Below are 22,693 nucleotides of genomic sequence, written 5' to 3' on the forward strand. Positions count from 1 at the left end.
TTTTTTTAATACCATTGTATTAGAATGTACAGTCATGAAAATTAAAATATTTGGATTTCTTATTTCCGGTATTATATCAGCGTATGGCCAAACAGCAGTGATTGAAGTGAATTATGAGACTAAAATCATTCAGGACAGCATCAACAAAAGCCAGATTAATATATATTCCTCCACTTTATGGTGCAATAACCTGGAATCGTCCTATTACAGCCGGGAAGCTAAAGCTTACTATAATGGAAATTCCAATCAAACTAAAATGGCAGGCACAATCAATACCAGTTACGGAGCTATTCCCAAATATCCTAAGTCGGTAAGCAGTGTTTATAAAAACAAAGAAAGTTTATTGGTATCCATGCCTGTAGGAAGACATATTTTCACTTATGAGGAACCTCAGCTGAAATGGGAAATACTGAACGAGAAAAAAGAAATAAAAGGCTTTAAAAGCCAGCTGGCCAAAACCACAACCGATACCGGCGATACTTTTTTTGCCTGGTTTACTGAGGAAATAGCAATTCCCGACGGACCTTTCAGGTTCAAAGGCTTATCCGGTCTGATACTTGAAGTATACAATAAAAACAAAACCATTGAAATTTATGCTACGGATATTAAGAAATCTGAAGAAATAATAGAGCCCTTAAATTATGTGACCAATGTCAAGACCAAATCTAAAAATCAGTTTTTAGAAGCAAGAAAGACTTATCAGGAAAATCCATCTGTTTACAATGGAAATATGAGAATATTTGATGAAAATGGTAATGAAACCACTAAAAAGATGACCGATCGTATAAAAAATCAAACCACTTTTCTGGATTAAAAGCTGAATTTTAAATCAGATGCCATTTATATAAATAGTATAAAAAACAAAAGAAGCAATAAAGTATTGCTTCTTTTGTCTTAGTAGCGGGAACCGGACTCGAACCGATGACCTTCGGGTTATGAGCCCGACGAGCTACCTACTGCTCCATCCCGCGGTGTATCTTTAGAGTGCTTACCGAAAGCACTTAGCTTAGTAGCGGGAACCGGACTCGAACCGATGACCTTCGGGTTATGAGCCCGACGAGCTACCTACTGCTCCATCCCGCGGTGTATCTTTAGAGTGCTTACCGAAAGCACTTAGCTTAGTAGCGGGAACCGGACTCGAACCGATGACCTTCGGGTTATGAGCCCGACGAGCTACCTACTGCTCCATCCCGCGGTGTATCTTTAGAGTGCTTACCGAAAGCACTTGCTTAGTAGCGGGAACCGGACTCGAACCGATGACCTTCGGGTTATGAGCCCGACGAGCTACCTACTGCTCCATCCCGCGATATTGTGAGTGCAAAGATACGGCTATTTTTTGAAAATCCTAATTTTTCTTTTAAATAAAGGACTTTTATGAAAACTATTTTATTATTTGTATCTTTGTTTTATGGCAAAAATACTGAAAATTTATCCGGACAACCCTCAGGAAAATCTTGTGAATGAGGTGATTAAAACCTTACAAAACGGCGGGCTTATTATCTACCCTTCAGATACGATCTATGCCCTGGGATGTAATATTTTTGATATAAAAGCCATGGAGAAACTGGCTCAGCTCAAAAAAGTAAAGCTTGAGAAGTCTCAGTTTTCGATTATCTGTAATGATTTAAGCCATCTTTCAGATTTTACCAGGCCTATTGATACCTCCGTATTCAGGTTTCTGAAAAGCCATCTTCCGGGACCTTTTACTTTTATTCTGGATGCCAATAAGAGTCTTCCGCTGGCTTATAAAAATCATAAAACCATCGGTATCCGTGTTCCTGACCATCCGATTCCGCAGCTTATTGTAGAAAAGCTGGGACATCCTATTGCATCAACCTCTATCAAGGATGATGACGAAATCATTGAATACTCTACCGACCCTGAACTGATCGCTGAAAAATATGACCACCTCGTGGATATTGTCATCGATTCCGGATATGGGGATAATGTGGCTTCCACCATTGTGGACCTTACCTCCGGAGAACCGGAAATCATCCGTCAGGGAAAAGGAATTATTTAGTGAAGGTTAATGGCTGAGAGTGATCGTTAGGGATATAAGTTTGAACGGAAAATACGCGACAGGAATTCTTTTAACTTTTGTGCTTCTTGCTGCGGCAATGCTTTATTCTTTTCCGGTCATATATTCTGTTACAGGGGTAAAAGCATTTACAGCAGTTAATTTTTTTTACACAAGGATTGCCCTGTGGATAGTTCTTCTTTTTATTATTCTGTACAATTTTTTCATAGAAAAAGATTCCTTTCTACTATGGAAAGAGAAAAAATATCCGGTATTGTTTTACATTAAAGCTGTAGTAACCCTATATCTGATCTGCGCTTTCGGCGGAGCTTTTCTGAATTTTATCGTCCAGATTTTTATCCATGAGAATCTAAGCAGAAAGATCGTTCAGATAGCCTCGCTCTTCAGAAATAATTTCCCGTTGATTATCTCCATCTGCCTTACAGCAGGGATTGTGGAAGAGCTTCTCATGCGTGGATATATCCAGCCGAGAATTGAAAAAATATACCATAACCAATACCTGGGGATTTTTGTTTCAGCTATGCTATTTGGTATTCTACACAGTACTTACGGAACGATCGGACAGGTCATAATCCCTTTCTTTATCGGAACTGTTTTTGCTGTATTTTATAAAAAATATTCAAACATAAAAATCCTTATCATCTGCCATTTCATGTATGATTTTGTCTCGATGATGATAATGAATTTTATTGACATTAAACATTTATCTGCACTCTAAACATTATGAAAATTATAACTTCTCCAGCGAAATTGATGAACGTTGAGAATTCAACAGACTTTTTAAAATCAACCACTCCGAAATTCATCGAAGAAGCCGCTTTTATCCAGTCTTATTTAAAGCATAAATCCCCGAAATATCTTTCCGAACTTATGGAAATATCTTCCAAGCTTGCTGATGAAAACTGGGAAAGAAACCAGAAATGGAAAGCCAAACCGACTGCCAAAGAATCTGCCCCTGCCCTATTTGCATTTACAGGAGAGGTTTACAGAGGTTTGGATGCCAAAACACTCAATAAAGAGGCCGTTGATTATTTGCAGAAAAATCACAGGATGCTTTCCGGATTGTACGGACTACTCAAACCATCCGATAAAGTCATGCTTTACAGGCTGGAAATGGGACGCCATTTTGAATTCGATCAATATAAAAATCTTTATGAATTCTGGAGGGAAAAAATTACTGACCAGCTTAATTCCGAAATGAAAAAAGGTGAAATTCTCCTTCATCTGGCCAGCAACGAATACGGAAAGGTTATAGACAGAAAAAAGCTGAACCATAAGGTGATTGATTTTGATTTCTATGAACTGAAAGACGGAAAACTGAAAACCATCGTAGTTTACACCAAGCATGCAAGAGGTCTCGTGGTAAGGTTCTGTGCAGAAACCAATGCCAAAACGCTGGATGATGTAAAAGCATTCAACTATGAGGGCTACCTGATCAATGAGGAAAAATCTACAGACACAAAACTGGTTTTCACAAGATAAATGACAGTATCAGAATTCAAAAAATATTTTAAATCGGAACTTTCCCCATTGTATAATGATTCGGAAAGTACTTTTTTATGCTCCGTTTTTATACAGAAAATTGTGGGGCTTAACTCATTTCACCAGAGAAAATTAGCTGATCAGCCGCTTCTCATTGATGATGAACAAAAGCTTATTGCAGCGGTTTCGGAGTTAAAAACCGGCAGACCCTACCAGCAGATCCTTGGCGAAACGGAGTTTTATGGAATGCTGTTCTTCGTAGATGAACATGTACTGATTCCCCGTCCGGAAACGGAGGAACTGCTTGAAATGGCAATCCGTACCATCCGGAATTCAGGATTTCAGACTCAAAATCTTAAGATCCTGGATATAGGAACCGGAAGCGGCGTCATTCCTCTGGTCTTAAAAAAGCATTTTCCGGAAGCGGAAATTTCATCCGTTGATTTTTCTGAAAAAGCTTTGGAAACAGCAAAAAGAAATGCTGAATATCATCAACTTGAAATTAATTTCATTCATACAGATTATCTGAATTCAGAATTAACTGAGGTCTATGATGTCATTATTTCCAACCCTCCTTACATCGGAATGGAAGAGGAAACTGAGATTGCAGATTCCGTAAAAGAGTTTGAGCCTAAAATAGCGCTGTTCTCTCCTGTTCAGGACGCCCTCATTTTTTACCGAAAAATTGCTGCAGATTCAAAGCAACATCTCAAAGATAACGGTCTTCTGTTTTTGGAAATCAATCAAAAACTGGGCCCGGAAACACTGGATTTATACATTGATTCTTTTGCTGAAGCTCAACTTATCAAAGATTTATCTGAAAATGACCGTTTTATCTTTGGACGGAAATAACAACCGAATTATGGAAATCATCACACATCTTGCCAACAACATAAAAATTGCCGAAATTATTTCTGATCAGATAGTTATCCGGTCTGTTCAGGACGGACTGGACCTTCTTGGAGACCTATATTACCAGGGTTTCGATAAATTAATTATTTATGAGAAAAACCTCACTCCTGAATTCTTCGATCTGAAAACAAAAATAGCCGGGGATATCCTGCAGAAGTTCTCCAATTACCGGGTAAGCCTTGCCATCGTGGGAGATTTTGGAAAATACGAAAGCAAAAGCATCCGGGATTTTATATTTGAAAGCAATAAAACTAAACATATCAACTTCACAGAAACATTGGAAGATGCTTTGAACAGAATTGTAAACTGATTTTTTTTGATAAACCACTAATTACACAGATTTACACAAATATATCCACAAATAAAATCTGCGTAATCTGCTTAATTTGTGAGAGAAATAAAAACTACTAAAGAATTTTTCTAACGCAAAGTTTTACTTTTATTACTGCTTATTTAAAGATGGCAAAGGTAGGATCAACAAGTTGATCTGATGAAGCGCATGGATAAGTAAAAGCTCTTAAAATTGCTATTAAGCTTAGAATTGCTTCCTTTCAAAAAAGCGGATGGCATCTTTTATTGCCTTATCAATGGACTGATACCTGATTCCAAGCTCCTCCACTGATTTCTTATTTGAATAAAAATTATCAATCCTCAATGCTTTCATATTGGCAGAGCTTAAACCGGTCTTTATTTTAAGCTTCCGCAGACCATCACCAATCACTCCCAGCATGACCAGAACCGAATCAGGTATCGGAATCATGACAGGGTTCTGGCCGGTTATAGTGTTTATTTTTCTGAAAAACTCTTTATAGGTAAGGTTTTCGCTGGCTAACAGGTATTTCTCGCCTCCTTTTCCCTGTTCAACAGCTTTTATAATTCCTTCTGCAGCATCTTCCGCATGCACGAAATTTTTTGCCCCTTTAGGATAAAAGACTACCTTCTTTTTCCAGGCCCATAAAATGATTTTCCCCGAACTCGGTTTGTGATCATAGGCTCCTATCATAAAAGTAGGGTTTACAATAATCACATTGGTCTTCCTGCCTTGTTGAAGGAGATAATTCTCTGCTTCCAGCTTGCTTTTCGCGTAGTAAGAACGGGTGAAAGGATAAAGCTGTGGAGCCTGTTCATTTCCCCGGTCTGCAGAAATTCCATACCCCAAAGTATTGGCGGTGCTTACGAACAGGAACTTTTTCACTTCCGCTTTCGTAGCTTGTGCAAAAAGGTGTGCTGTTGCATCATAATTCGTTTTTTTGTAATCCTTGTAATTCAGTAGATCCTGACCGGTTTCTGCAGCAATATGGATAACGGCATCCATATCCTGCAGATATTCTGAAATATCTGAGAACAGACCACCTTCTATAAGTCGGAGATGTTCGCTTTTTTCGCCCAACCAGCTGCTTTTTTTGCGCACCAGAGCAGTAACAGAATAATCATATTGTAATAATTTAATGACAGTATTAGTCCCCAGGAGCCCTGTGGCTCCGGTCACGAAAACTTTTTTCATGCTTCTATTTCTTTTTTTATGGCACTGGTCATCAGAGGCAGTTTGATCCATATCGGCAGGATTTTCATCACCAGCCAACTGACAGGATTTACCATAATAACGGAATCTCTTCTGAAAAGTTGCCTGATACAATAAGCAGCTACTTTATCCGGATCCAGGAGGGTGAGTTTTCCTAAAATACCTTGCTTTTCGATTCTTTTGCAGACATCTTTATTGGTTTTCATGGCACCGGGATTCACAACGCTTACAAAAACGTTTGTATCTTTCAGCTCTTCATGAAGCCCTCTTGAAAATGAATGAATAAAGGTTTTGGAAGCCGGATACACCGTTTTGAAACCTATGGGTGAAAAAGCAGCCATACTTGATACATTCAGAATATAAGCTTCAGGCTGTTTTAAAAGATTGGGTAAGAGCTGATGCGTGATCAGGGATGTTGCCGTGACATTGACCTGAAGAATAGTATTGATGTAAGCCGGGGATGCCTCCACGAATTTTTGGGTTCCTCCAAGACCTGCGTTATTGATCAGTATATGAATTCTAAAGGATTTATTCAGCCATTCCGTTAATTTCAATACGTTTTCATTCACCGAAAGATCTGTTTCATAATAGGGCGCCCTGATCCGGTAAGTCTCTTCAAGCTGCCGGGACAGTTCTTTAAGCTGCTGACCCGGAAGACTTATCAAAATAACATTAATATTCTTTCCTGCCAGATTTTCGGCGAATGCTTTTCCTAGTCCCTGGCTCGCTCCGGTTACTACAGCATATGATTCTTTGGTATCCATAACACAATTTTATGGTACAAAGCTATCCTGTAAAGAAGTGTTGAATGTTCAGGATTATCTGAGTGAACACATTTCCTGTCAAAAAATCAAAGACATTTAAATAATTGAAAAACAACAATTTAAATAAACAGGAACGTTAAAACTTATAAATCCGAACCATTTTTATATTCAGATGGAGTCTGGCCGGTCAGTTTTTTAAAGGTGGTATTGAAAGAAGTTTTGGAATTGAATCCGGATTCGTAGGCAATTCCTAAAATTGATAATTTACTTTGAGAATCTTTAAGAAGTTTTTTCGCATATCCGATTCTGTATTCATTAACGTACTGGAAAAAGTTCTTTTTAAAACCGGTATTGATCACATACGAAAGATGATGTGTAGAAACGGAAAGCATTTCGGAAAGCCTGATAAGATTAAGCTCACTGTCCAGGTATGGTTTCTGCCTGTTCATGATGTCTTCCAGCTGGGTTTTGATTCTTATGAGTTCTTCATCGGAAATCAGTTTTTTCTTTACCTCTTCTGTTTCCTGATCTTCATCAATAGAGATCAGCTCTTCACGCTGCTTTTCTTCCAAAGGATAGATTTCTTTCTGTTTTAAAGAATAATAACCTACAGAATAGATAACCAGCAGAAAAGCTCCGTTAATGAAAAAATTCAGCGCCTTTGAATCATAGGATAAATTATAAACAACGTAGACAATATTGATGATAAAAATAATTATAGTGATATACTCCAGCCAGTTCAGATTGATCCCTTCCGTATTGGCAGAAAACTGCTGGATCCTTTTTTTATGCTTCTGAATGGTAAAGTATGAAAGGGCGGTATAGAATATGGCCTGGAAAAGAATGAGACCTATGAAGACATAATTAAAAAACGTCTGATCTTCAAATCCTCCAAAACGCTGCAATAAGATATTGATCCAGAAGATAACCGGAAGAATAAAGTACTTCAGATCTGAAATTTTAAATTTAAAGGAAGGATTGGTATAAAATAATACACTGAAATAAAACATAACCGGAGTCAGAAACTGAATGATCTGAACCGGAATTATAGACTGAACATCCACCTGAGTTCCTTTTACAAGTGTAAGAATCTCATCCAACCAGAAACTCGACCACAAAAACAGAAATATCCCGAACCAGAAATTGGCTTTCCGGTTTACTTTTAACGGATTGGACAGTTTCAGTAAAGAAAGCAGAACCAATGAACCATAGATTAATACAACGATGAAACGGTTTAATTCTGATGTGTTCATTGGTTCTGATATTTTAGTTAAAGATAATCTTTATCCTATTCTTTTCCTGACAAAAATTTCGTAGCCCAGATAAATCAGCGGAAGTGACATGATTCCCAGGTACAGGGCATTATGCATTGCCGTATCCGGAGCCACCACTATTGCATACACCAACCCGAAAAAGGCGCCTCCAAGGTGGGCAGCATGTCCTATATTATCATGTTGTCTCGGATTCATCATCATATAGACCGAATATCCGAAATATAAAAGTCCGAAAAGATATCCTTTAACCGGAATCGGAATAAAGAAGATGTAAATACCAATATCCGGGATCATGGCTATGGACGCAAACAATATCCCTGAAACACCTCCACTCGCTCCTACAGCAGAATACCATGGCTGTTTCTGATAAATATAGAGCGAAAGAAAATTCCCCAGCAATATAGAACCCAAATATATGATGGTAAAACCTATGTTCCCAAAAGTCTGGATCACAATAGGGCCAAAGAAATACAGGGTCATCATATTAAATACAAGGTGCATGATGTCGGCATGCAGGAATCCTGATGAAAGCAAACGGATGTATTCTTTTCTGTGCAGGATAGCTCCTACACTGAACTTATATTTTTCAGTAATACCGGGATTGTTAAAGGCAACAAAACTGATAATAGCTGTGATGATAATAAATAGGATGAGAATATTCATAAGTTTAATTCTTAGTTTTCGGGTTCTCCTGATTCGAACAAGTCTCCAATGACAGTACGGTCGTCATCTACAATACCGTCTCCTGTTTCTGGTTCTTCATATACTTCCGGTTCTTCTTCAACAGGTTCAGGAACGGTGATATTGATTGCTTTGACTTTAAATTTCGTAAACTGATTTCCGATCGCCTTGATTCCTTTTACTGCAATGAATTCATCAATCTGTATGGTTTCAGGATCGCGTTCCTTACCTTTATCTTTAGCAAAAACGATCTCGGCCGTGGCTCCATCTGCTACAATTACATTTTCAATAAATGATTTCGGATGTTCCGAAGGCATGAAAGTCTGTATATTCACCGTATTTTCCAGCAGGAATCTTTTGATAAAATACATTTCCTTTTCTCCGTCATAGTAAATGCAGGTTACCGGCTGTTGCGGTTTCCACTTTTCCAGGACCAGATATTCATCATCGAAGCGGTTGCCCAGATCGAAAGAGACCAGCTTTACTTCACCGTTTGTATTAATCGTCAGGATTCTGTCGTCTCCTTTAAAGCTTCCCAGAAGAGTCCCCCTGCCATCGGCATTCAGTCTTCTTACCGTATCGTCAAACCAGATTTTTCTAGGAGCGAGTGTAGAAACTCCTTCCTCTTTCATATCTACTTTTTTCACGGAATATTTGGTCACGAGATTCCCTTTTGAATCCCTTCCTTTGATGGCCAGGTCGGAAAAGTCAATTTCCATTTTGTTTTTCCTGATTCTCGGATTCGGTTTTAAAAGGACAGTTACCGTTTCTGCTTCTCCATTAGGATTAGCAGAGAAATAAAGGGTTTCCGAACCTTTCTTATCGGAAGCCAGCGGATAATCCGTATTCCGGGTTACTGCCGTTACGGAAAAACGTTTCATATAGTAAGGTCCGTCCCTTCCTTCACGATAAATCATGTTGTAAACGGTTCTCTTATCGTTTTTCTTCCAGATAGCTACATGAAGAATATCTTTTCCGACGAATGTCTTAGCCTCTACCTTTACCACCTTCATGGTTCCGTCTTTTCTGAATATAATAATGTCGTCAATATCTGAGCAGTCGAACAGATACTGGTCTTTTTTCAGTGACGTTCCAATAAATCCTTCCTCGAAATTGGCATAGAACTTTTCATTAGCCACTGCTACTTTTGTGGCATCAATCGTATCGAAAATTCTCAACTCAGTTCTCCTCTGCCTGTCTTTTCCGTATTTCTTCTGGATATTCAGATAATAGTCAATGGCATAGGCGATCAGGTTGGCAAGATGATGTTTTACCTGCTCTATTTTGCCTTCAAGGGCAGCAATATTTTCTTTAAATTTATCTAAATCGAATCTTGATATTCTTTTGATCCTGATCTCGGTCAGCTTTAAAATATCCTCCTCCGTCACTGCTCTTAAAAGATGTTTGGTGTGAGGTTTTAATCCCGCATCAATGGTTTTAATCACCTCTTCCCAGGTCTTTACTTCTTCAATATCATGATAGATCCTGTTTTCTATAAATATTCTTTCCAGTGAAGAAAAATGCCAGCTTTCCTGAAGCTCGTGAAGCTCGATTTCCAGTTCTTTTTTAAGCAGGGAAACGGTATGATCCGTATTCATTTTCAGAATATCGGAAACATTCATGAACATCGGTTTATCACCAACAATCACACATGCATTGGGCGAAATGGTTACCTGGCAGTCTGTAAATGCATACAATGCATCAATGGTTTTGTCCGGCGACACATCGTTATGAAGATGAACAAGGATCTCTACGGTATCCGAGGTATTGTCTTCGATCTTTTTGATTTTGATCTTTCCTTTTTCATTGGCCTTCAGGATAGAATCGATCAGGTCGCTTGTCGTTTTAGAGAAAGGCAGCTCAGAAATTACCAGCGTATGTTTATCTGTCTGGGTGATTCTGGCTCTGGCTCTTACTTTTCCTCCTCTCTGCCCGTCATTGTATTCGGAGACATCAAGGTAACCTGCTGTCATAAAATCCGGGAACAGCTCGAATTTCTTTCCTTTCAAATAAGCAACAGAGGCATTGATCAGTTCATTGAAATTATGGGGAAGAATTTTCGTGGAAAGCCCCACACCAATTCCTTCCACTCCCTGTGCAAGCAGCAATGGAAATTTTACGGGAAGATCAATAGGTTCGTTATTTCTGCCGTCGTAGGATTTTGCCCACTCCGTCGTTTTTGGGTTAAAGACCACTTCCAGTGCGAAAGGCGTCAGTCTGGCTTCAATATATCTTGCCGCCGCCGCAGAGTCTCCGGTGTAGATATTCCCCCAGTTTCCCTGGGTGTCTATCAGGAGCTCTTTCTGGCCAATCTGTACCATAGCATCCGTAATGGAAGCGTCCCCATGGGGATGATACTTCATGGTATTTCCTACGATATTGGCTACTTTGTTGTAACGGCCGTCTTCCAGCTCCCGCATAGAGTGCATGATCCTTCTCTGAACAGGCTTAAGCCCATCATAGACGGAAGGAATCGCTCTATCCAGAATTACATAGGAAGCATAGTCCAGAAACCAGTCTTTATAAAGTCCAGAGACTTTCTTCAAGCTCTCACCTTCGTGCGAGTTTTCTTCTGTCGTCATCTATTTTAATCGTTATTCTCTTTATTAGTTTTTACTACTTTATTCAGAGAGAGTTTTAAATTGTTTATTTCTTTTTGGCTCAGATAAGATATTTCATATTTGAGTATGGTAGAGCCTGTGTTTTTACTTGAAATGGTAACGTATAATCTTTTAATAAAAAAAATACGGACAATTTCATATTTTATCAGCTTATATTTAGGAAACTCATCATGAAGCGACCTGTCTAAAAAAGGAATGATATTCCTGTTCTTAAAATTCAGTGCTTCTCCATCACTGTCGTACTCAAATATCTGTCTGCCATTGAGGTGAAAAATCACCAGCAGCAAGATGGGGACAATAAGGAATATATAACTTTCATCTCCTACAGCGTGGAATCTGTATTCATTTAACAAAAATGCTGCAATCCCAAATAAGGCCATCATCACTAGTAATGTATGAACAAAATTGTAAGCTGAAGCTTTGTTTCGGTTGCTGAGTCTCATTTTTTGCTGTGGTATTTTTTAGTTTTTGGGTTAACCTGCTACCTCATCCAACATTTCCTTTTTATCAATATCAGGATCTTCTATGACAAGGTTTTCAAGAATAAACACCTGTCTGTCAGGTGTATTCTTCCCCATATAGAATTCCAGCAACTGATCTATAGTCTGATCTTTTCCTATTACTACGGGCTCTAAACGGATATCTTTGCCAATGAAATGCTTGAACTCATCGGGTGATATCTCTCCTAAACCTTTAAATCGGGTAATCTCCGGGTTTTTACCAAGTTCGTTCAGGGCCTTTATCCTTTCCGCTTCGGTGTAGCAGTATCTTGTTTCTTTTTTGTTTCTTACTCTGAATAACGGTGTCTGAAGAATATAAAGATGTCCATTCTTGATCAGATCAGGGAAAAACTGAAGGAAGAATGTAATCATCAGCAGACGGATGTGCATACCATCCACATCGGCATCGGTAGAGATAATCACCTGGTTGTACCGTAAGTCTTCAAGGCTTTCTTCAATATTCAAGGCGGCCTGAAGAAGGTTAAATTCTTCATTTTCGTATACCACTTTTTTGGTCAGTCCATAGCAGTTCAGTGGTTTTCCTTTTAATGAGAATACCGCCTGGGTTTCCACATCCCTGGATTTGGTAATAGATCCGGATGCTGAATCTCCCTCGGTAATAAAGATCTGGGTCTCCCCTTTTCTTTCATTTTTCTGGTCGTTATAATGCTGCCTGCAATCGCGGAGCTTTTTATTGTGAAGAGACACTTTTTTAGCCCTTTCTCTTGCCAGTTTCTGTATTCCTGAAAGTTCTTTCCTTTCTCTTTCTGAGATAAGGATCTTTCTTTGGATCGCTTCGGCAATTTCAGGATTTTTATGAAGGAAATTATCCAGTTTGCTTTTCAGAAAATCAATGATGAATGTCCTTACAGTAGGGCCATTCGGTCCCATGTCATTGGATCCCAGTTTTGTTTTGGTCTGCGATTCGAAAACAGGCTCCTCTACGTTAATAGAGATGGCTGCAATAATAGATTTCCTGATGTCCGAAGCATCAAAATTTTTATTGAAAAATTCGCGGATCGTTTTTACATAGGCTTCACGGAAGGCATTAAGGTGCGTTCCTCCCTGTGTCGTGTTCTGTCCGTTTACGAAAGAAAAATAAGTTTCTGTCTGCGATTTGTCGGAATGGGTGATCGCCACTTCTATATCGGTATCTTTCAGATGAACAATAGAGTATAGAATTTCGTTTTCCATTTCCTCTTCCAAAAGGTCTTTAAGACCGTTTTCAGAATAATAGGTTTCCCCATTGAAAAGTATTTTCAGTCCGGGATTCAGGTACGCATAGTTGCGGAGCATTTTCTCAATGTACTCCTTTCGGTATTTGAAATGAAGAAAGATATCTCCGTCCGGAATAAAGGAAATTTCAGTCCCATTACGGTCTGAGGTATCTTTTTCGTCGTAATTTTCGGTTATTATTCCTCTGGAAAACTCCGCCATCTTCATTTTCCCTTCCCGGAAAGATCTTACACGGAAATATTCCGAAAGGGCATTAACCGCTTTCGTACCTACCCCGTTCAGTCCAACCGATTTTTTGAAGGCCTTGCTGTCATACTTACCCCCCGTATTCATTTTGGAAACGGCATCTACAACTTTTCCCAAGGGAATCCCACGGCCAAAGTCACGGATGGTAACTTTACCGTCATCCAGTTTTATTTCAATTCTTTTTCCTGCCTTCATCCTGAACTCATCGATAGAGTTGTCGAGAATTTCTTTCAGCAGAATATAAATACCATCGTCCGCAGAGGAGCCGTCCCCGAGCTTCCCGATGTACATTCCGGGGCGCAAACGGATGTGTTCCTGCCAGTCGAGGGTTCTGATATTATCTTCGGAGTAGATTGGATTTATTTCTTGTGACATATGTAATTTCAGCAAACATACAAAAGTACGAAATTGTACAAAATTATCCGAATTTTTTCGATCTGTTTTTCAGTTTTAAACCTGAAATATTGTATTATTTTTAATCAAACTCTATATTTACATAATTATTCAATTAAAAGTGAAAAATATTTACCATTTTCTCATTTTTTTCATTCCATTATTCTTAGGAGCAAATTGTATTTTTTTTAGAATCCGCCATAAGCATCGGGTTATTTTTCAAGTGAAAATATTTATTGGTTCTGCTTAGGCAATTTTAACAGAAAGCATTGGTAATCGAAATTGGCACAATGATTTTCTACAGTCTTTTTATATCCTTCTGTTTCATGATTGCAAAAAATAAATTAAATTCGATCCATAAACCCATGTTCATGATACAACTTCCATTATCCAAACTCTCAGATGTAGGAACTACTATTTTCAGCCAGATGACACAGCTTGCCAATGAAAATGAAGCCATCAACCTTTCCCAGGGATTTCCGGATTTCATGCCGGATCCTGAATTGCTGGATCTGGTCAACAGTTTTATTCAAAAAGGATTCAACCAATATGCTCCGATGGGTGGAATGATGCCGCTTAAGGAGGAAATTGCCAGGAAAATAGAGAACAGCCACAGCGCTGTTTACCATCCCGATTCTGAGATTACTGTCACTGCCGGAGGAACACAGGCTATTTTCACAGCCATTGCTACTTTTGTAAAGAAAGATGATGAAGTTATTATTTTTGAGCCGGCTTATGACTGTTACGAACCTACGGTAGAACTTTTTGGAGGAATTGTAAAGCGTTTTGAAATGAAAGCTCCGGACTATGAGATCGACTGGAATACGGTAAAAGGCCTCGTGAGTGATAAAACCAAAATGATCATCCTGAATAATCCGAATAATCCTTCCGGAAAAATTTTAAAAGAGAATGACCTGCAGGAACTGATCAAACTGGTAAAAGATACTTCAATCCTTATTCTGAGTGACGAGGTGTACGAGAATATTGTGTTTGACGGAAAACAACATCTGAGCATCTGCCGATATCCTGAACTTAAGGAAAGAAGTCTTCTGGTTGCTTCTTTCGGAAAGCTTTTCCATGTTACAGGCTGGAAAACCGGTTATTGTGCCGCTCCTAAAAATCTCACTGATGAATTCAGAAAAGTACACCAGTTCAATGTTTTCTGTGTAAATACCCCAATTCAGCTTGCTTTGGCAGAATACATGAAAAATGAGGAACATTACAGCCAACTGAACAGTTTTTTTCAGGAAAAAAGAGATTTCCTGAGAAAAGGTCTCGCAGGAACTTCTTTCGGACTTCTGGATTGTGAAGGAACCTATTTTCAGGCTCTTACCTATGATGAAATATCCGATAAAAACGATTTCGATTTTGCTTCCGAGCTTACGATCCGTCATAAAGTGGCAAGTGTTCCCTTTTCATCCTTCTATAAAAACAAAAGGAATGATCATGTAATCCGGCTGTGCTTTGCAAAAAAACAGGAAACACTGGAAAAAGCCATAGAAAATCTTTCCAGGCTCTAAGTTTTAGATCAGCGGGGAAAGAAGCCTGGCCATGTGCTCGAAGAAGACCTTGTATTTTGGTCTTTTCTTCCATGAATCGTAATGAATTTCTTCACAGTCGTTCATATCTCCATGAAACAGACTCTGAAGTTTTTCATTGATCTCTTTATTAAAAATCAGTGCATTGACCTCAAAATTCAGTTCCTGGCTTCTGACATCCATATTGGCTGTGCCTACACATGAAAAATCGTCGTCTATGATCATCGTTTTTGCATGAATAAAGCCTTTTTTGTAAAAGAAAACCCTCACCTTATTCTCAAGCAGCTCTTCGTAGTAAGAATATGCCGCTGCATTTACCACTCTTGAATCACCGGATTTAGGAACCATAAGCCTTACATCGACTCCGGAAAGAGCAGCCTGCTTAATTGCATTCAGCACTGTCTCTACCGGAATAAAATAAGGAGTGACAATGTATACCCGTTTTTTAGCGGAAAGCACTGCCGATGCGGTACTCAGCATAATGGAAGGCTTGGTATCCGGGCCGCTGGCCGCCGTCTGAATAAGTGAGTTTCCTTTTTCCTTGCTTTTATGATCAAAGTAAAGCTGGGAAATTTCAGGAATTTTCTCTGTGGCAAAAATCCAGTTGCTGAAAAATAAAAACTGAAAATAAAAAGCCGCCTCGCCTTTAATATAAAGATGGGTATCTCTCCAGTACTGCCGGGGATTAGGATTAATATACTTATCAGAAACATTGATTCCGCCAGTAAAAACTTCTGCTCCATCCACAATGATGATCTTTCTGTGATCTCTGTAATTCACCCTGTTGGCCAATAGCCTGAAAGTAATCTTGTTTACCGGAGATACCTGGACGCCTCCTTCCTTCAGCCTTTTCAAAAGTTTACGGCCGATTTTCCCACTGCCCATATCGTCATAGAGAAAACGGATGATCACCCCTTCTCCTGCCTTTTTTATAAGCAGATCAGCAAGTCTGTTGCCTATCCTGTCGTTATCATAAATATAATATTCCAGATGGATATGGTGAACTGCTCCTTCAATGACTTTAAAAACTTTTTCAAATTTTCCTTCCCCGTTGATCAGTATTTCCGCATGGTTTCCCTGTGACAGTGGAGAATGCCCTGCATTATAGAGAAAATTAACCGTAGTTAGAAACGGCTCTATCTCATCTTTATACTTTTCTAATGTTTTGTAATGGGTTTCCCGGATATAAGTGCTCACAGCCTGATAAACCTGCTTGTTGCGTTCTATTTTGAAAGTATAAAATTTATTTTTCCGGTAATTGACGCCAAATACAAAGTAGATAATAATCCCAACAACCGGCAGAAAGATGATCAGCAAGAGATAAGCCAGAGTTTTACTGGTATTTTTAGTATCCATGATGATTTTACCGGCGAGAAAGATAATTCCTGCAAGATAAAGAATCTCTAACCCTACAAGGATATAGGGAAACTGGTCGAAAAACTCTTTTATCATAGGAATGGCTTTGTGATTACTAAAGATAGTTAATTTTGTTAAAAGAACTGTGACTTTGTAACTTTATTATATTCAAAAAACCAGTCCGTTTTCAGAACTGGTTTATTTTTGTCTTATTTTAAAGATTAGCTGTAACTCCAGAAAACAATTGTTTCTACAGGAACATTCCTCCCGAAGCTTCTATTCTCTGTCCATTGATCCATCCTGCATCGTCGGTACACAGAAAAGCCACAACTCCCCCAATATCATCCGGGAGCCCGGCTCTTCCCAATGCAGTAACGCCGGAAATCATTGAATTCACATTCTGATCATCTCTTGTTCTTCCACCTCCAAAATCCGTTTCAATAGCGCCCGGTGCAATAACATTTGCTTTTATTTTACGGGAACCAAGCTCTTTTGCCATATATTTGGTCAGCATTTCCACGCCGGCTTTGATAGAGCCGTAAACAGACGATCCAGGAAGGGCAAATCTTGCAAGTCCTGATGAAATATTGATAATTCCCCCACCGTCATTAATGAAAGGAAGCATTTTCTGAGTCAGAAAGAAAACACCTTTAAAATGAACGTTGATAATGTCGTCCAACTGCTCTTCCGTAGTTTCTGTAATAGGAGAATATAAAGCTGTTCCTGCATTGTTGACCAGAAAATCTATGTTTGGGCTTCCCGTTTCAGTCTTCAGGTGATCTGTAATATTTTTCACAAAGGCATCAAAGCTTTTTACATCTCTGGTATCCAGCTGGTAAGCAGCGGCTTTCTGTCCCAATGCTTTTATTTCATTGACCACCGCATCAGCTTCTTCACGGCTGTTTTTATAGGTGATAATAACATCCAATCCTTTCTGGGCAATCTTAAGGGCTGCATTTTTTCCAAGTCCGCGGCTTCCTCCGGTGATTAACGCAATTTTCGTTTTTGTATTCATCTTTTATTTTATTTGGTAAATTTTACTGGTACAAAGTTGAAGAATTCTAAAGAGGGAATGTTTGCCCGAATCAATCTGAAATTTGCAAAATTCAAATCATGAACGGAATTCCATAGGAGTAAAAGAAGTTTTTCTTTTGAAAAAGTTGGAAAAATGGGCAATCTCTTCAAAACCCAGCGCATAGGATATTTCGGAAACGTTCCATTTTGTCTGCTTTAAAAGAATCTTAGCTTCCTGGATCAGACGGTCTGCAATAAATTCAGTGGTTGTTTTTCCGGTACTTTCTTTTAGTTTTTTATTCAGATAATTTACATGAACGGCGAGCCGGTCCGCATAATCTTTTGCGGTTTTCAGTTCCAGTCTCTGATCTGAAGATTCGATTGGAAACTGTCTTTCCAGAAGCTCTATAAATAACGAAACTACTCGTAATGAAGCATCATTTGAAGCGGAAAGCTTGGCTGCAGGCTGCAGTTTCTGTCCATAATGAATCAGTTCCAGAACATAGTTACGGATCAAGTCATACTTAAAAATATAGTCGGACGCTATTTCATTTTTTATTTTTGTAAACAGAATTTCTATTTCGTCCGCCAGCTCATCATCAATTTCAAACACAGGGATATTGCCCGGCTGAAAAATCGGAAGGTCTTCCAGCGAAAACCTGGATTGTGCCTTAATGAAGAAATCTTCTGTAAATACACAGAAGCTTCCCGACTGATCAGGATCTTCAGGAACCCAATGATAAGGAACCTTTGGTGTAGCAAATAATAAAGCATTTTTCCTGATCGCAATGACTTTATCTGCATATTCTGCCCTGTTCTTTCCCCTGATAAGGCTTATTTTATAGTATTTCCTCCTGTTATACGGCATTTCTGCAGTATTCTTCACTCTTTCAATGGTCTGCCGGATATCAAATACGTTAAAATGCCCGATATCTTTATGAAGTCCTTTCGGAAAAATACTTTCAAGATCTTTTCCCAGTTTGGCCGTCATCTCTTTATAAAAATCTTCAAGAGACGTATGAGTGATTTTTTCCATAACTGACGATTTGTAAAATTCAAATATACAAAGTTAGCGGATTTGAACCCGGAAAAATATTTTTACATTTTTCCACATCATGTGACATACCTATAGATATTTTTCTTACCTTAGTTTTTAACTAACTCATTAAAAATTAAAACTTATGAAAAATCAAAATTTAGCCAAAGGAAAAAAACTGAACAAAAAGCAATTAAGAAGCATTACAGGTGGATTAATGGACTGCATTGATCCTATGACCGGCGCCTGCAGCAAAATATCAATAGGCTGTGCACAGCTGCAATGCAGACCAGGAATAGAGCCTTAATAAAATCAAAAAGAGCCATTCTCCATAAGGATGGCTTTTTTAACGATAAAAAGAAAATGCTTCAGAGATTATCCCTGAAGCATTTTCTATTACAAACTAACTTTAATATTTTCTTATACGTTGAATCTGAAGTGCATGATGTCGCCATCCTGAACAATATATTCTTTACCTTCTACAGAAAGCTTTCCAGCTTCTTTAACCTTCACTTCGGAACCGTAAGTGATATAATCGTTATACTTGATTACTTCTGCACGGATAAATCCTTTTTCAAAATCGGTGTGAATTACCCCTGCAGCCTGCGGAGCGGTCCATCCCTGTCCGATTGTCCATGCTCTTACTTCTTTTACACCTGCTGTAAAATAGGTCTGAAGTTTCAATAAGTCGTAAGCTTTTCTGATCAGACGGTTTACTCCCGGCTCTTCAAGTCCCAATTCTTCAAGGAATATCTCTCTTTCTTCAAAAGTTTCCAACTCATTGATATCTGCTTCTATCTGTGCTGCCAGAACAACAATCTCTGCACCTTCATTTTTAGCCATTGCTTCGATCTTTTCTACCCATTCGTTACCGTTTTTAATAGAATTCTCGTCTACATTACAAACATATAATACAGGCTTTTTTGTTAAAAGCTGGATATCATCAATGATGGCCTGAGTCATATCGTTTACAGGAAATTCTCTTGCATTTTTACCGTCTTCAATAAATTTTTCCAGGCTTTGAAGGGTTTCGTAAACAAGAATATCGTCTTTTTTACCTGATTTAATAAATTTTTTAGCTTTTTCAACAGCTTTTCCAACCGTTTCAAGGTCTTTAAGCTGCAATTCGATGTCAATAATTTCCTTATCTCTCATCGGATCTACAGAACCTTCAACGTGGATGATATTTCCATTGTCAAAGCATCTTAAAACGTGGATAATGGCTTCACATTCACGGATATTGGCAAGGAACTGATTTCCCAACCCTTCTCCTTTGCTGGCACCTTTCACAAGGCCAGCAATATCAACGATTTCCACTACAGCAGGCAATACTCTCTCCGGGTTCACTATTTTTTCAAGCTCAAATAATCTCTGATCCGGTACAGATACCGTTCCCAAGTTCGGTTCTATCGTACAGAAAGGATAGTTTGCGGACTGTGCTTTAGCATTGCTTAAGCAGTTAAAAAGAGTTGATTTACCTACATTCGGAAGGCCTACAATTCCACATTTCATATTGTAAAATTCAAAGTTTAATATTCAATGATGCTATTCAGGTGACAGGTTCAAAGTCTGATGTTTAAAGTTTTTTCTTTATCAGCTTTGGACCCCTGAACTTTCAGCCTGCAAAGATAGTGATTTTAAAAGGAGTTTCATAATAAAAAAATCTGCCGGTAATTGGCAGATTTTGAATAATTTTTTGTTCACCCATTTGGTTTTTATGGGTTATCTCCGGTAGCTTCCTGTGCTAAAGGCACATCGTTGGGAGTTTCCTGTAGTGTTTTATCTAGAGTGAATAAAGATTCATCCGTAGCACGGTCACCACCTGCAATTTTCAGTTTATCGATCAGGTTGCTGGCCAGTGTTTCTTCTTCGATCTGTTCCTGTACGAACCACTGCATAAAGTTCCAGGTAGCCCAGTCTTTTTCTTCCAGCGCCAGGTCTACAATTCTGTAAATGGCTGTAGTATTGTCAACTTCGTGTTTAAATACACCGTCAAAACATGCTGTTAAAGATTCAGGGTCTGCAGGAGGAGCCGGTATGGCATCTACTTTTGGTTTTCCTCCCCTGTTGAGCACGTATTCCATAAATTTAATAGAATGATTTCTTTCTTCCTGAGCATGTCTGTAAAGGAAATTGGCAATTCCCTGATATCCTTTATCATCTGCCCAGATCCCGTACGATAAAAAAACATGAGATGCATGAATTTCTTTGTTCATCTGATCGCTCAATGCTTTTTCAATGGTCGGGGAAAGTCTGTTGGTATTCATAATGATATATTTTTTGGTGATTATGGAAATATTAATGCAAAAATGGTTCCGTCCGGAGTTTATTTTTAACCATTTACTTTAAATTCCATTTATATACAACTGATTTTCATTCGTTTGAGCTAATAATTTATAGTTATTCTAAAATAAAAACCAGTCCTTCTGAACTGGTTTTCTTTATTTTCTTAAATTGTTTTTATTTAATTTTCCTTGCCATATAGTCGCTTTCATTTCCAAGTCTGTCTACTGCTTTTATGGCAACTGCATTCAGCTTTCTGCTGCCTTTAGATTTCGGGATATCTCTTGAAAGATTGTCTAATGTAAGAATTTCCGTTTCCCAGACTCCGTCGTATTGGGTAAAAAGAATCCATTGGAAAACATTTCCTATATTTTTGGTACTCCAGCTGGCCTGTACAAAACTGCCATTATCCGCTGTAAATAATGTTGGGGTTTGTAATGGAACAGCTTTTATCCAAGGTGTTTTGGGAACTAATGCTTTCTCGCTGTAAGGGCCGTTTTTCAGGGTTGGCAGCATGTTTGCGTTTTTCGTTAACCCTGCAATACTCCAGTGAATTTCTCCGGCATCATTCTTTAAAACCTGTCTGGAAATTTGAATCTGGTTTTTAATTTCTGTTGGCCGGTCTGATACTTTAATCTCAACGGTATTGAGTCCCGGCCAGAGGTGGCGGTTCATTGTATTTTCAGATTTCCACCAGTTCAGCAATGCTTCAAAACCCTGACCCTGGGCATCTATCGGCCAGTAAAGCTGTGGAGAAAAATAATCCACCCAACCCTTATTCAGCCATAATTTTGCATCTGCATATAATTCGTCGTATTGCGAGGATCCTACAATTCCTGCCGGGTATCCGGGTTTCCAGATCCCAAAAGGACTGATCCCAAATTTTACATAATCTTTCTCAGCATGGATTTCTTTGTAAATTCTTTCTACAAATTTATTAACGTTATCTCTTCTCCAGTCTGCTCTGGATAATGTTCCTCCATTTTTCAGGTATTCGTTCCAGGTTGCATTATCGGGAAAATCCGCTCCCCTGTTGTAAGTGGCATAAGGGTAAAAATAATCATCAAAATGAATGGCATCGATATCATATCTCTTCACAATATCTTTTACAACATTGGAAACGTGGCCCTGCGTTTTAGGGTTAGCAGGATCGAACCAATACATTCCGTTCTTTAGCCTTACAACAATATCAGAAAGTTTATTAACCATAGAAAGGCTGTTTACCGCTCCCCCATTGGTATGATGGGCACGGTAAGGGTTTAGCCATACATGAAGCTCCAGACCTCTTTTATGGGCTTCTTCAATCCAGAACTGAAGAGGATCATAGTTCGGGTATGGGGCGGTACCTGTCTGACCGGTCAGAAAATATGACCACGGTTCTATATTACTTGTGTAAAGGGCATCGGCAGAAGGTCTGATCTGGAAGATCGCCGCATTGAAGTTATTATCTTTCAGCATATCGAGCATGCTGATGGCTTCTGCTTTCTGCTGATCAACCGTTAAATTATTTCTTGAAGGCCAGTTGATATTGGCTACACTTGCGATCCAGGCTCCGCGGAATTCTCTTTTAACTTCCGGAAGAACCGTTCTGAAGTTTTCATCCGCAGGTGGTACTGGTGTTACAGGTTTTACTGTGGTAACCGGATCTTTTGGTTTTACAGGATTATTGGGTTTGGAAGTATTTTTAGCCGGAGTTGTTTTTATAGTATTGTTCTGTACGGAGCAACTGGTATATGATGCAAAAACGCCGGCCAGAACGGTAAGCTTTATAATATTCATTTTCATCGTCTGCAAACT

21 protein-coding genes and 4 tRNA genes are annotated in these 22,693 nt (G+C 38.8%); 8 read left to right on the forward strand and 17 right to left on the reverse strand.

Features of this window, described 5'->3' with window-relative positions:
- Nucleotides 1-34 precede the first annotated feature (34 nt).
- Nucleotides 35-814 (forward strand): GLPGLI family protein, encoded by a 780-nt coding sequence (locus BUB03_RS00935; protein WP_073059605.1) that lies wholly within the window; start codon nucleotides 35-37, stop codon nucleotides 812-814.
- An 84-nt stretch (nucleotides 815-898) separates the two neighbouring features.
- Here BUB03_RS00935 and BUB03_RS00940 read toward each other — a convergent pair.
- The 4 genes from BUB03_RS00940 to BUB03_RS00955 all read right to left on the reverse strand — a co-directional run bounded on the left by BUB03_RS00940 (nucleotide 899) and on the right by BUB03_RS00955 (nucleotide 1,306).
- Nucleotides 899-971, reverse strand: a tRNA-Met gene (locus BUB03_RS00940).
- A 39-nt stretch (nucleotides 972-1,010) separates the two neighbouring features.
- Nucleotides 1,011-1,083: transfer RNA gene (locus tag BUB03_RS00945), tRNA-Met, on the reverse strand.
- A 39-nt stretch (nucleotides 1,084-1,122) separates the two neighbouring features.
- Nucleotides 1,123-1,195, reverse strand: a tRNA-Met gene (locus BUB03_RS00950).
- 38 nt (nucleotides 1,196-1,233) lie between these two features.
- Nucleotides 1,234-1,306 (reverse strand) — tRNA-Met (locus BUB03_RS00955).
- A 102-nt stretch (nucleotides 1,307-1,408) separates the two neighbouring features.
- Here BUB03_RS00955 and BUB03_RS00960 point away from each other — a divergent pair.
- The 5 genes from BUB03_RS00960 to BUB03_RS00980 are packed head-to-tail and all read left to right on the forward strand — an operon-like array spanning nucleotide 1,409 to nucleotide 4,742.
- Complete coding sequence (locus tag BUB03_RS00960; protein ID WP_040994645.1) at nucleotides 1,409-2,020, forward strand: L-threonylcarbamoyladenylate synthase; 612 nt, start codon at nucleotides 1,409-1,411, stop codon at nucleotides 2,018-2,020.
- Nucleotides 2,021-2,060: 40 nt separating this feature from the next.
- Entirely contained in the window at nucleotides 2,061-2,756 is a 696-nt protein-coding gene (locus BUB03_RS00965) for a CPBP family intramembrane glutamic endopeptidase (RefSeq protein ID WP_139258732.1), read from the forward strand.
- 5 nt (nucleotides 2,757-2,761) lie between these two features.
- Complete coding sequence (gene yaaA, locus BUB03_RS00970) at nucleotides 2,762-3,520, forward strand: peroxide stress protein YaaA (RefSeq protein WP_073059608.1); 759 nt, start codon at nucleotides 2,762-2,764, stop codon at nucleotides 3,518-3,520.
- Nucleotides 3,521-4,372 carry a peptide chain release factor N(5)-glutamine methyltransferase gene (gene prmC / locus BUB03_RS00975; protein WP_073059610.1) on the forward strand — a complete coding sequence of 284 codons (852 nt, stop codon included), beginning with the start codon at nucleotides 3,521-3,523 and terminating at the stop codon, nucleotides 4,370-4,372. It begins immediately after the preceding gene.
- A gap of 10 nt (nucleotides 4,373-4,382) precedes the next feature.
- Nucleotides 4,383-4,742 carry a DUF4180 domain-containing protein gene (locus BUB03_RS00980; protein ID WP_073061217.1) on the forward strand — a complete coding sequence of 120 codons (360 nt, stop codon included), beginning with the start codon at nucleotides 4,383-4,385 and terminating at the stop codon, nucleotides 4,740-4,742.
- Between the two features lie 225 nt (nucleotides 4,743-4,967).
- Here BUB03_RS00980 and BUB03_RS00985 read toward each other — a convergent pair whose 3' ends face one another.
- The 7 genes from BUB03_RS00985 to BUB03_RS01015 form a co-directional block, all read right to left on the reverse strand.
- Nucleotides 4,968-5,936 (reverse strand): NAD-dependent epimerase/dehydratase family protein, encoded by a 969-nt coding sequence (locus tag BUB03_RS00985; protein WP_073059612.1) that lies wholly within the window; start codon nucleotides 5,934-5,936, stop codon nucleotides 4,968-4,970.
- A complete protein-coding gene (locus BUB03_RS00990; RefSeq protein WP_073059614.1) occupies nucleotides 5,933-6,718 on the reverse strand; it encodes an SDR family NAD(P)-dependent oxidoreductase in 786 nt (261 codons plus the stop codon). Before BUB03_RS00990 ends, BUB03_RS00985 begins: the two co-directional genes overlap by 4 nt.
- A gap of 143 nt (nucleotides 6,719-6,861) precedes the next feature.
- Complete coding sequence (locus BUB03_RS00995) at nucleotides 6,862-7,971, reverse strand: helix-turn-helix domain-containing protein (RefSeq protein ID WP_073059616.1); 1,110 nt, start codon at nucleotides 7,969-7,971, stop codon at nucleotides 6,862-6,864.
- A 30-nt stretch (nucleotides 7,972-8,001) separates the two neighbouring features.
- The gene (locus BUB03_RS01000) at nucleotides 8,002-8,655 is read right to left on the reverse strand and encodes a rhomboid family intramembrane serine protease (RefSeq protein ID WP_073059617.1); all 654 of its coding nucleotides are present in this window, start codon (nucleotides 8,653-8,655) and stop codon (nucleotides 8,002-8,004) included.
- A gap of 11 nt (nucleotides 8,656-8,666) precedes the next feature.
- Nucleotides 8,667-11,255: a DNA gyrase/topoisomerase IV subunit A gene (locus tag BUB03_RS01005; protein WP_073059619.1), complete on the reverse strand. Its 2,589-nt coding sequence runs from the start codon at nucleotides 11,253-11,255 to the stop codon at nucleotides 8,667-8,669.
- A gap of 5 nt (nucleotides 11,256-11,260) precedes the next feature.
- Nucleotides 11,261-11,737 carry a hypothetical protein gene (locus tag BUB03_RS01010; protein ID WP_073059621.1) on the reverse strand — a complete coding sequence of 159 codons (477 nt, stop codon included), beginning with the start codon at nucleotides 11,735-11,737 and terminating at the stop codon, nucleotides 11,261-11,263.
- Nucleotides 11,738-11,767: 30 nt separating this feature from the next.
- Nucleotides 11,768-13,651 (reverse strand): DNA topoisomerase IV subunit B, encoded by a 1,884-nt coding sequence (locus BUB03_RS01015; protein WP_040994626.1) that lies wholly within the window; start codon nucleotides 13,649-13,651, stop codon nucleotides 11,768-11,770.
- A 389-nt stretch (nucleotides 13,652-14,040) separates the two neighbouring features.
- Between BUB03_RS01015 and BUB03_RS01020 the strand changes: the two genes are divergently transcribed.
- Nucleotides 14,041-15,189 carry a methionine aminotransferase gene (locus tag BUB03_RS01020; RefSeq protein WP_073061220.1) on the forward strand — a complete coding sequence of 383 codons (1,149 nt, stop codon included), beginning with the start codon at nucleotides 14,041-14,043 and terminating at the stop codon, nucleotides 15,187-15,189.
- 3 nt (nucleotides 15,190-15,192) lie between these two features.
- Here BUB03_RS01020 and cls read toward each other — a convergent pair whose 3' ends face one another.
- The 3 genes from cls to BUB03_RS01035 all read right to left on the reverse strand — a co-directional run bounded on the left by cls (nucleotide 15,193) and on the right by BUB03_RS01035 (nucleotide 18,613).
- Complete coding sequence (gene cls, locus BUB03_RS01025) at nucleotides 15,193-16,659, reverse strand: cardiolipin synthase (protein ID WP_073059623.1); 1,467 nt, start codon at nucleotides 16,657-16,659, stop codon at nucleotides 15,193-15,195.
- Between the two features lie 154 nt (nucleotides 16,660-16,813).
- Entirely contained in the window at nucleotides 16,814-17,578 is a 765-nt protein-coding gene (locus BUB03_RS01030; RefSeq protein ID WP_040994622.1) for an SDR family NAD(P)-dependent oxidoreductase, read from the reverse strand.
- A 96-nt stretch (nucleotides 17,579-17,674) separates the two neighbouring features.
- Nucleotides 17,675-18,613, reverse strand: coding sequence for a helix-turn-helix domain-containing protein (locus tag BUB03_RS01035; protein ID WP_073059624.1), 939 nt, complete (start codon nucleotides 18,611-18,613; stop codon nucleotides 17,675-17,677).
- Nucleotides 18,614-18,758: 145 nt separating this feature from the next.
- Here BUB03_RS01035 and BUB03_RS21620 point away from each other — a divergent pair, with 145 nt between their 5' ends.
- Nucleotides 18,759-18,920 (forward strand): bacteriocin, encoded by a 162-nt coding sequence (locus BUB03_RS21620; protein ID WP_117614893.1) that lies wholly within the window; start codon nucleotides 18,759-18,761, stop codon nucleotides 18,918-18,920.
- 113 nt (nucleotides 18,921-19,033) lie between these two features.
- Here the strand turns inward: BUB03_RS21620 and ychF are convergent, their stop codons facing one another.
- From ychF to BUB03_RS01050, 3 genes are all read right to left on the reverse strand, one after another.
- Nucleotides 19,034-20,125, reverse strand: coding sequence for a redox-regulated ATPase YchF (gene ychF / locus BUB03_RS01040; protein WP_073059626.1), 1,092 nt, complete (start codon nucleotides 20,123-20,125; stop codon nucleotides 19,034-19,036).
- A 203-nt stretch (nucleotides 20,126-20,328) separates the two neighbouring features.
- Nucleotides 20,329-20,880: a ferritin gene (locus BUB03_RS01045; protein ID WP_073059628.1), complete on the reverse strand. Its 552-nt coding sequence runs from the start codon at nucleotides 20,878-20,880 to the stop codon at nucleotides 20,329-20,331.
- A 193-nt stretch (nucleotides 20,881-21,073) separates the two neighbouring features.
- Nucleotides 21,074-22,681 (reverse strand): glycoside hydrolase family 10-like protein, encoded by a 1,608-nt coding sequence (locus tag BUB03_RS01050; protein WP_073059630.1) that lies wholly within the window; start codon nucleotides 22,679-22,681, stop codon nucleotides 21,074-21,076.
- Nucleotides 22,682-22,693: the final 12 nt, after the last annotated feature.

This window comes from Chryseobacterium oranimense (genome assembly GCF_900129755.1).
GTDB lineage: Bacteria > Bacteroidota > Bacteroidia > Flavobacteriales > Weeksellaceae > Chryseobacterium > Chryseobacterium oranimense.

Coding starts and splice junctions, on each gene's coding strand:
- BUB03_RS00935 (WP_073059605.1), top strand. CDS start 35: ATGAAAATTAAAATATTTGGATTTCTTATTTCCGGTATTATATCAGCG.
- BUB03_RS00960 (WP_040994645.1), top strand. CDS start 1,409: ATGGCAAAAATACTGAAAATTTATCCGGACAACCCTCAGGAAAATCTT.
- yaaA (WP_073059608.1), top strand. CDS start 2,762: ATGAAAATTATAACTTCTCCAGCGAAATTGATGAACGTTGAGAATTCA.
- prmC (WP_073059610.1), top strand. CDS start 3,521: ATGACAGTATCAGAATTCAAAAAATATTTTAAATCGGAACTTTCCCCA.
- BUB03_RS00980 (WP_073061217.1), top strand. CDS start 4,383: ATGGAAATCATCACACATCTTGCCAACAACATAAAAATTGCCGAAATT.
- BUB03_RS00985 (WP_073059612.1), bottom strand. CDS start 5,936: ATGAAAAAAGTTTTCGTGACCGGAGCCACAGGGCTCCTGGGGACTAAT.
- BUB03_RS00990 (WP_073059614.1), bottom strand. CDS start 6,718: ATGGATACCAAAGAATCATATGCTGTAGTAACCGGAGCGAGCCAGGGA.
- BUB03_RS00995 (WP_073059616.1), bottom strand. CDS start 7,971: ATGAACACATCAGAATTAAACCGTTTCATCGTTGTATTAATCTATGGT.
- BUB03_RS01000 (WP_073059617.1), bottom strand. CDS start 8,655: ATGAATATTCTCATCCTATTTATTATCATCACAGCTATTATCAGTTTT.
- BUB03_RS01005 (WP_073059619.1), bottom strand. CDS start 11,255: ATGACGACAGAAGAAAACTCGCACGAAGGTGAGAGCTTGAAGAAAGTC.
- BUB03_RS01010 (WP_073059621.1), bottom strand. CDS start 11,737: ATGAGACTCAGCAACCGAAACAAAGCTTCAGCTTACAATTTTGTTCAT.
- BUB03_RS01015 (WP_040994626.1), bottom strand. CDS start 13,651: ATGTCACAAGAAATAAATCCAATCTACTCCGAAGATAATATCAGAACC.
- BUB03_RS01020 (WP_073061220.1), top strand. CDS start 14,041: ATGATACAACTTCCATTATCCAAACTCTCAGATGTAGGAACTACTATT.
- cls (WP_073059623.1), bottom strand. CDS start 16,659: ATGATAAAAGAGTTTTTCGACCAGTTTCCCTATATCCTTGTAGGGTTA.
- BUB03_RS01030 (WP_040994622.1), bottom strand. CDS start 17,578: ATGAATACAAAAACGAAAATTGCGTTAATCACCGGAGGAAGCCGCGGA.
- BUB03_RS01035 (WP_073059624.1), bottom strand. CDS start 18,613: ATGGAAAAAATCACTCATACGTCTCTTGAAGATTTTTATAAAGAGATG.
- BUB03_RS21620 (WP_117614893.1), top strand. CDS start 18,759: ATGAAAAATCAAAATTTAGCCAAAGGAAAAAAACTGAACAAAAAGCAA.
- ychF (WP_073059626.1), bottom strand. CDS start 20,125: ATGAAATGTGGAATTGTAGGCCTTCCGAATGTAGGTAAATCAACTCTT.
- BUB03_RS01045 (WP_073059628.1), bottom strand. CDS start 20,880: ATGAATACCAACAGACTTTCCCCGACCATTGAAAAAGCATTGAGCGAT.
- BUB03_RS01050 (WP_073059630.1), bottom strand. CDS start 22,681: ATGAAAATGAATATTATAAAGCTTACCGTTCTGGCCGGCGTTTTTGCA.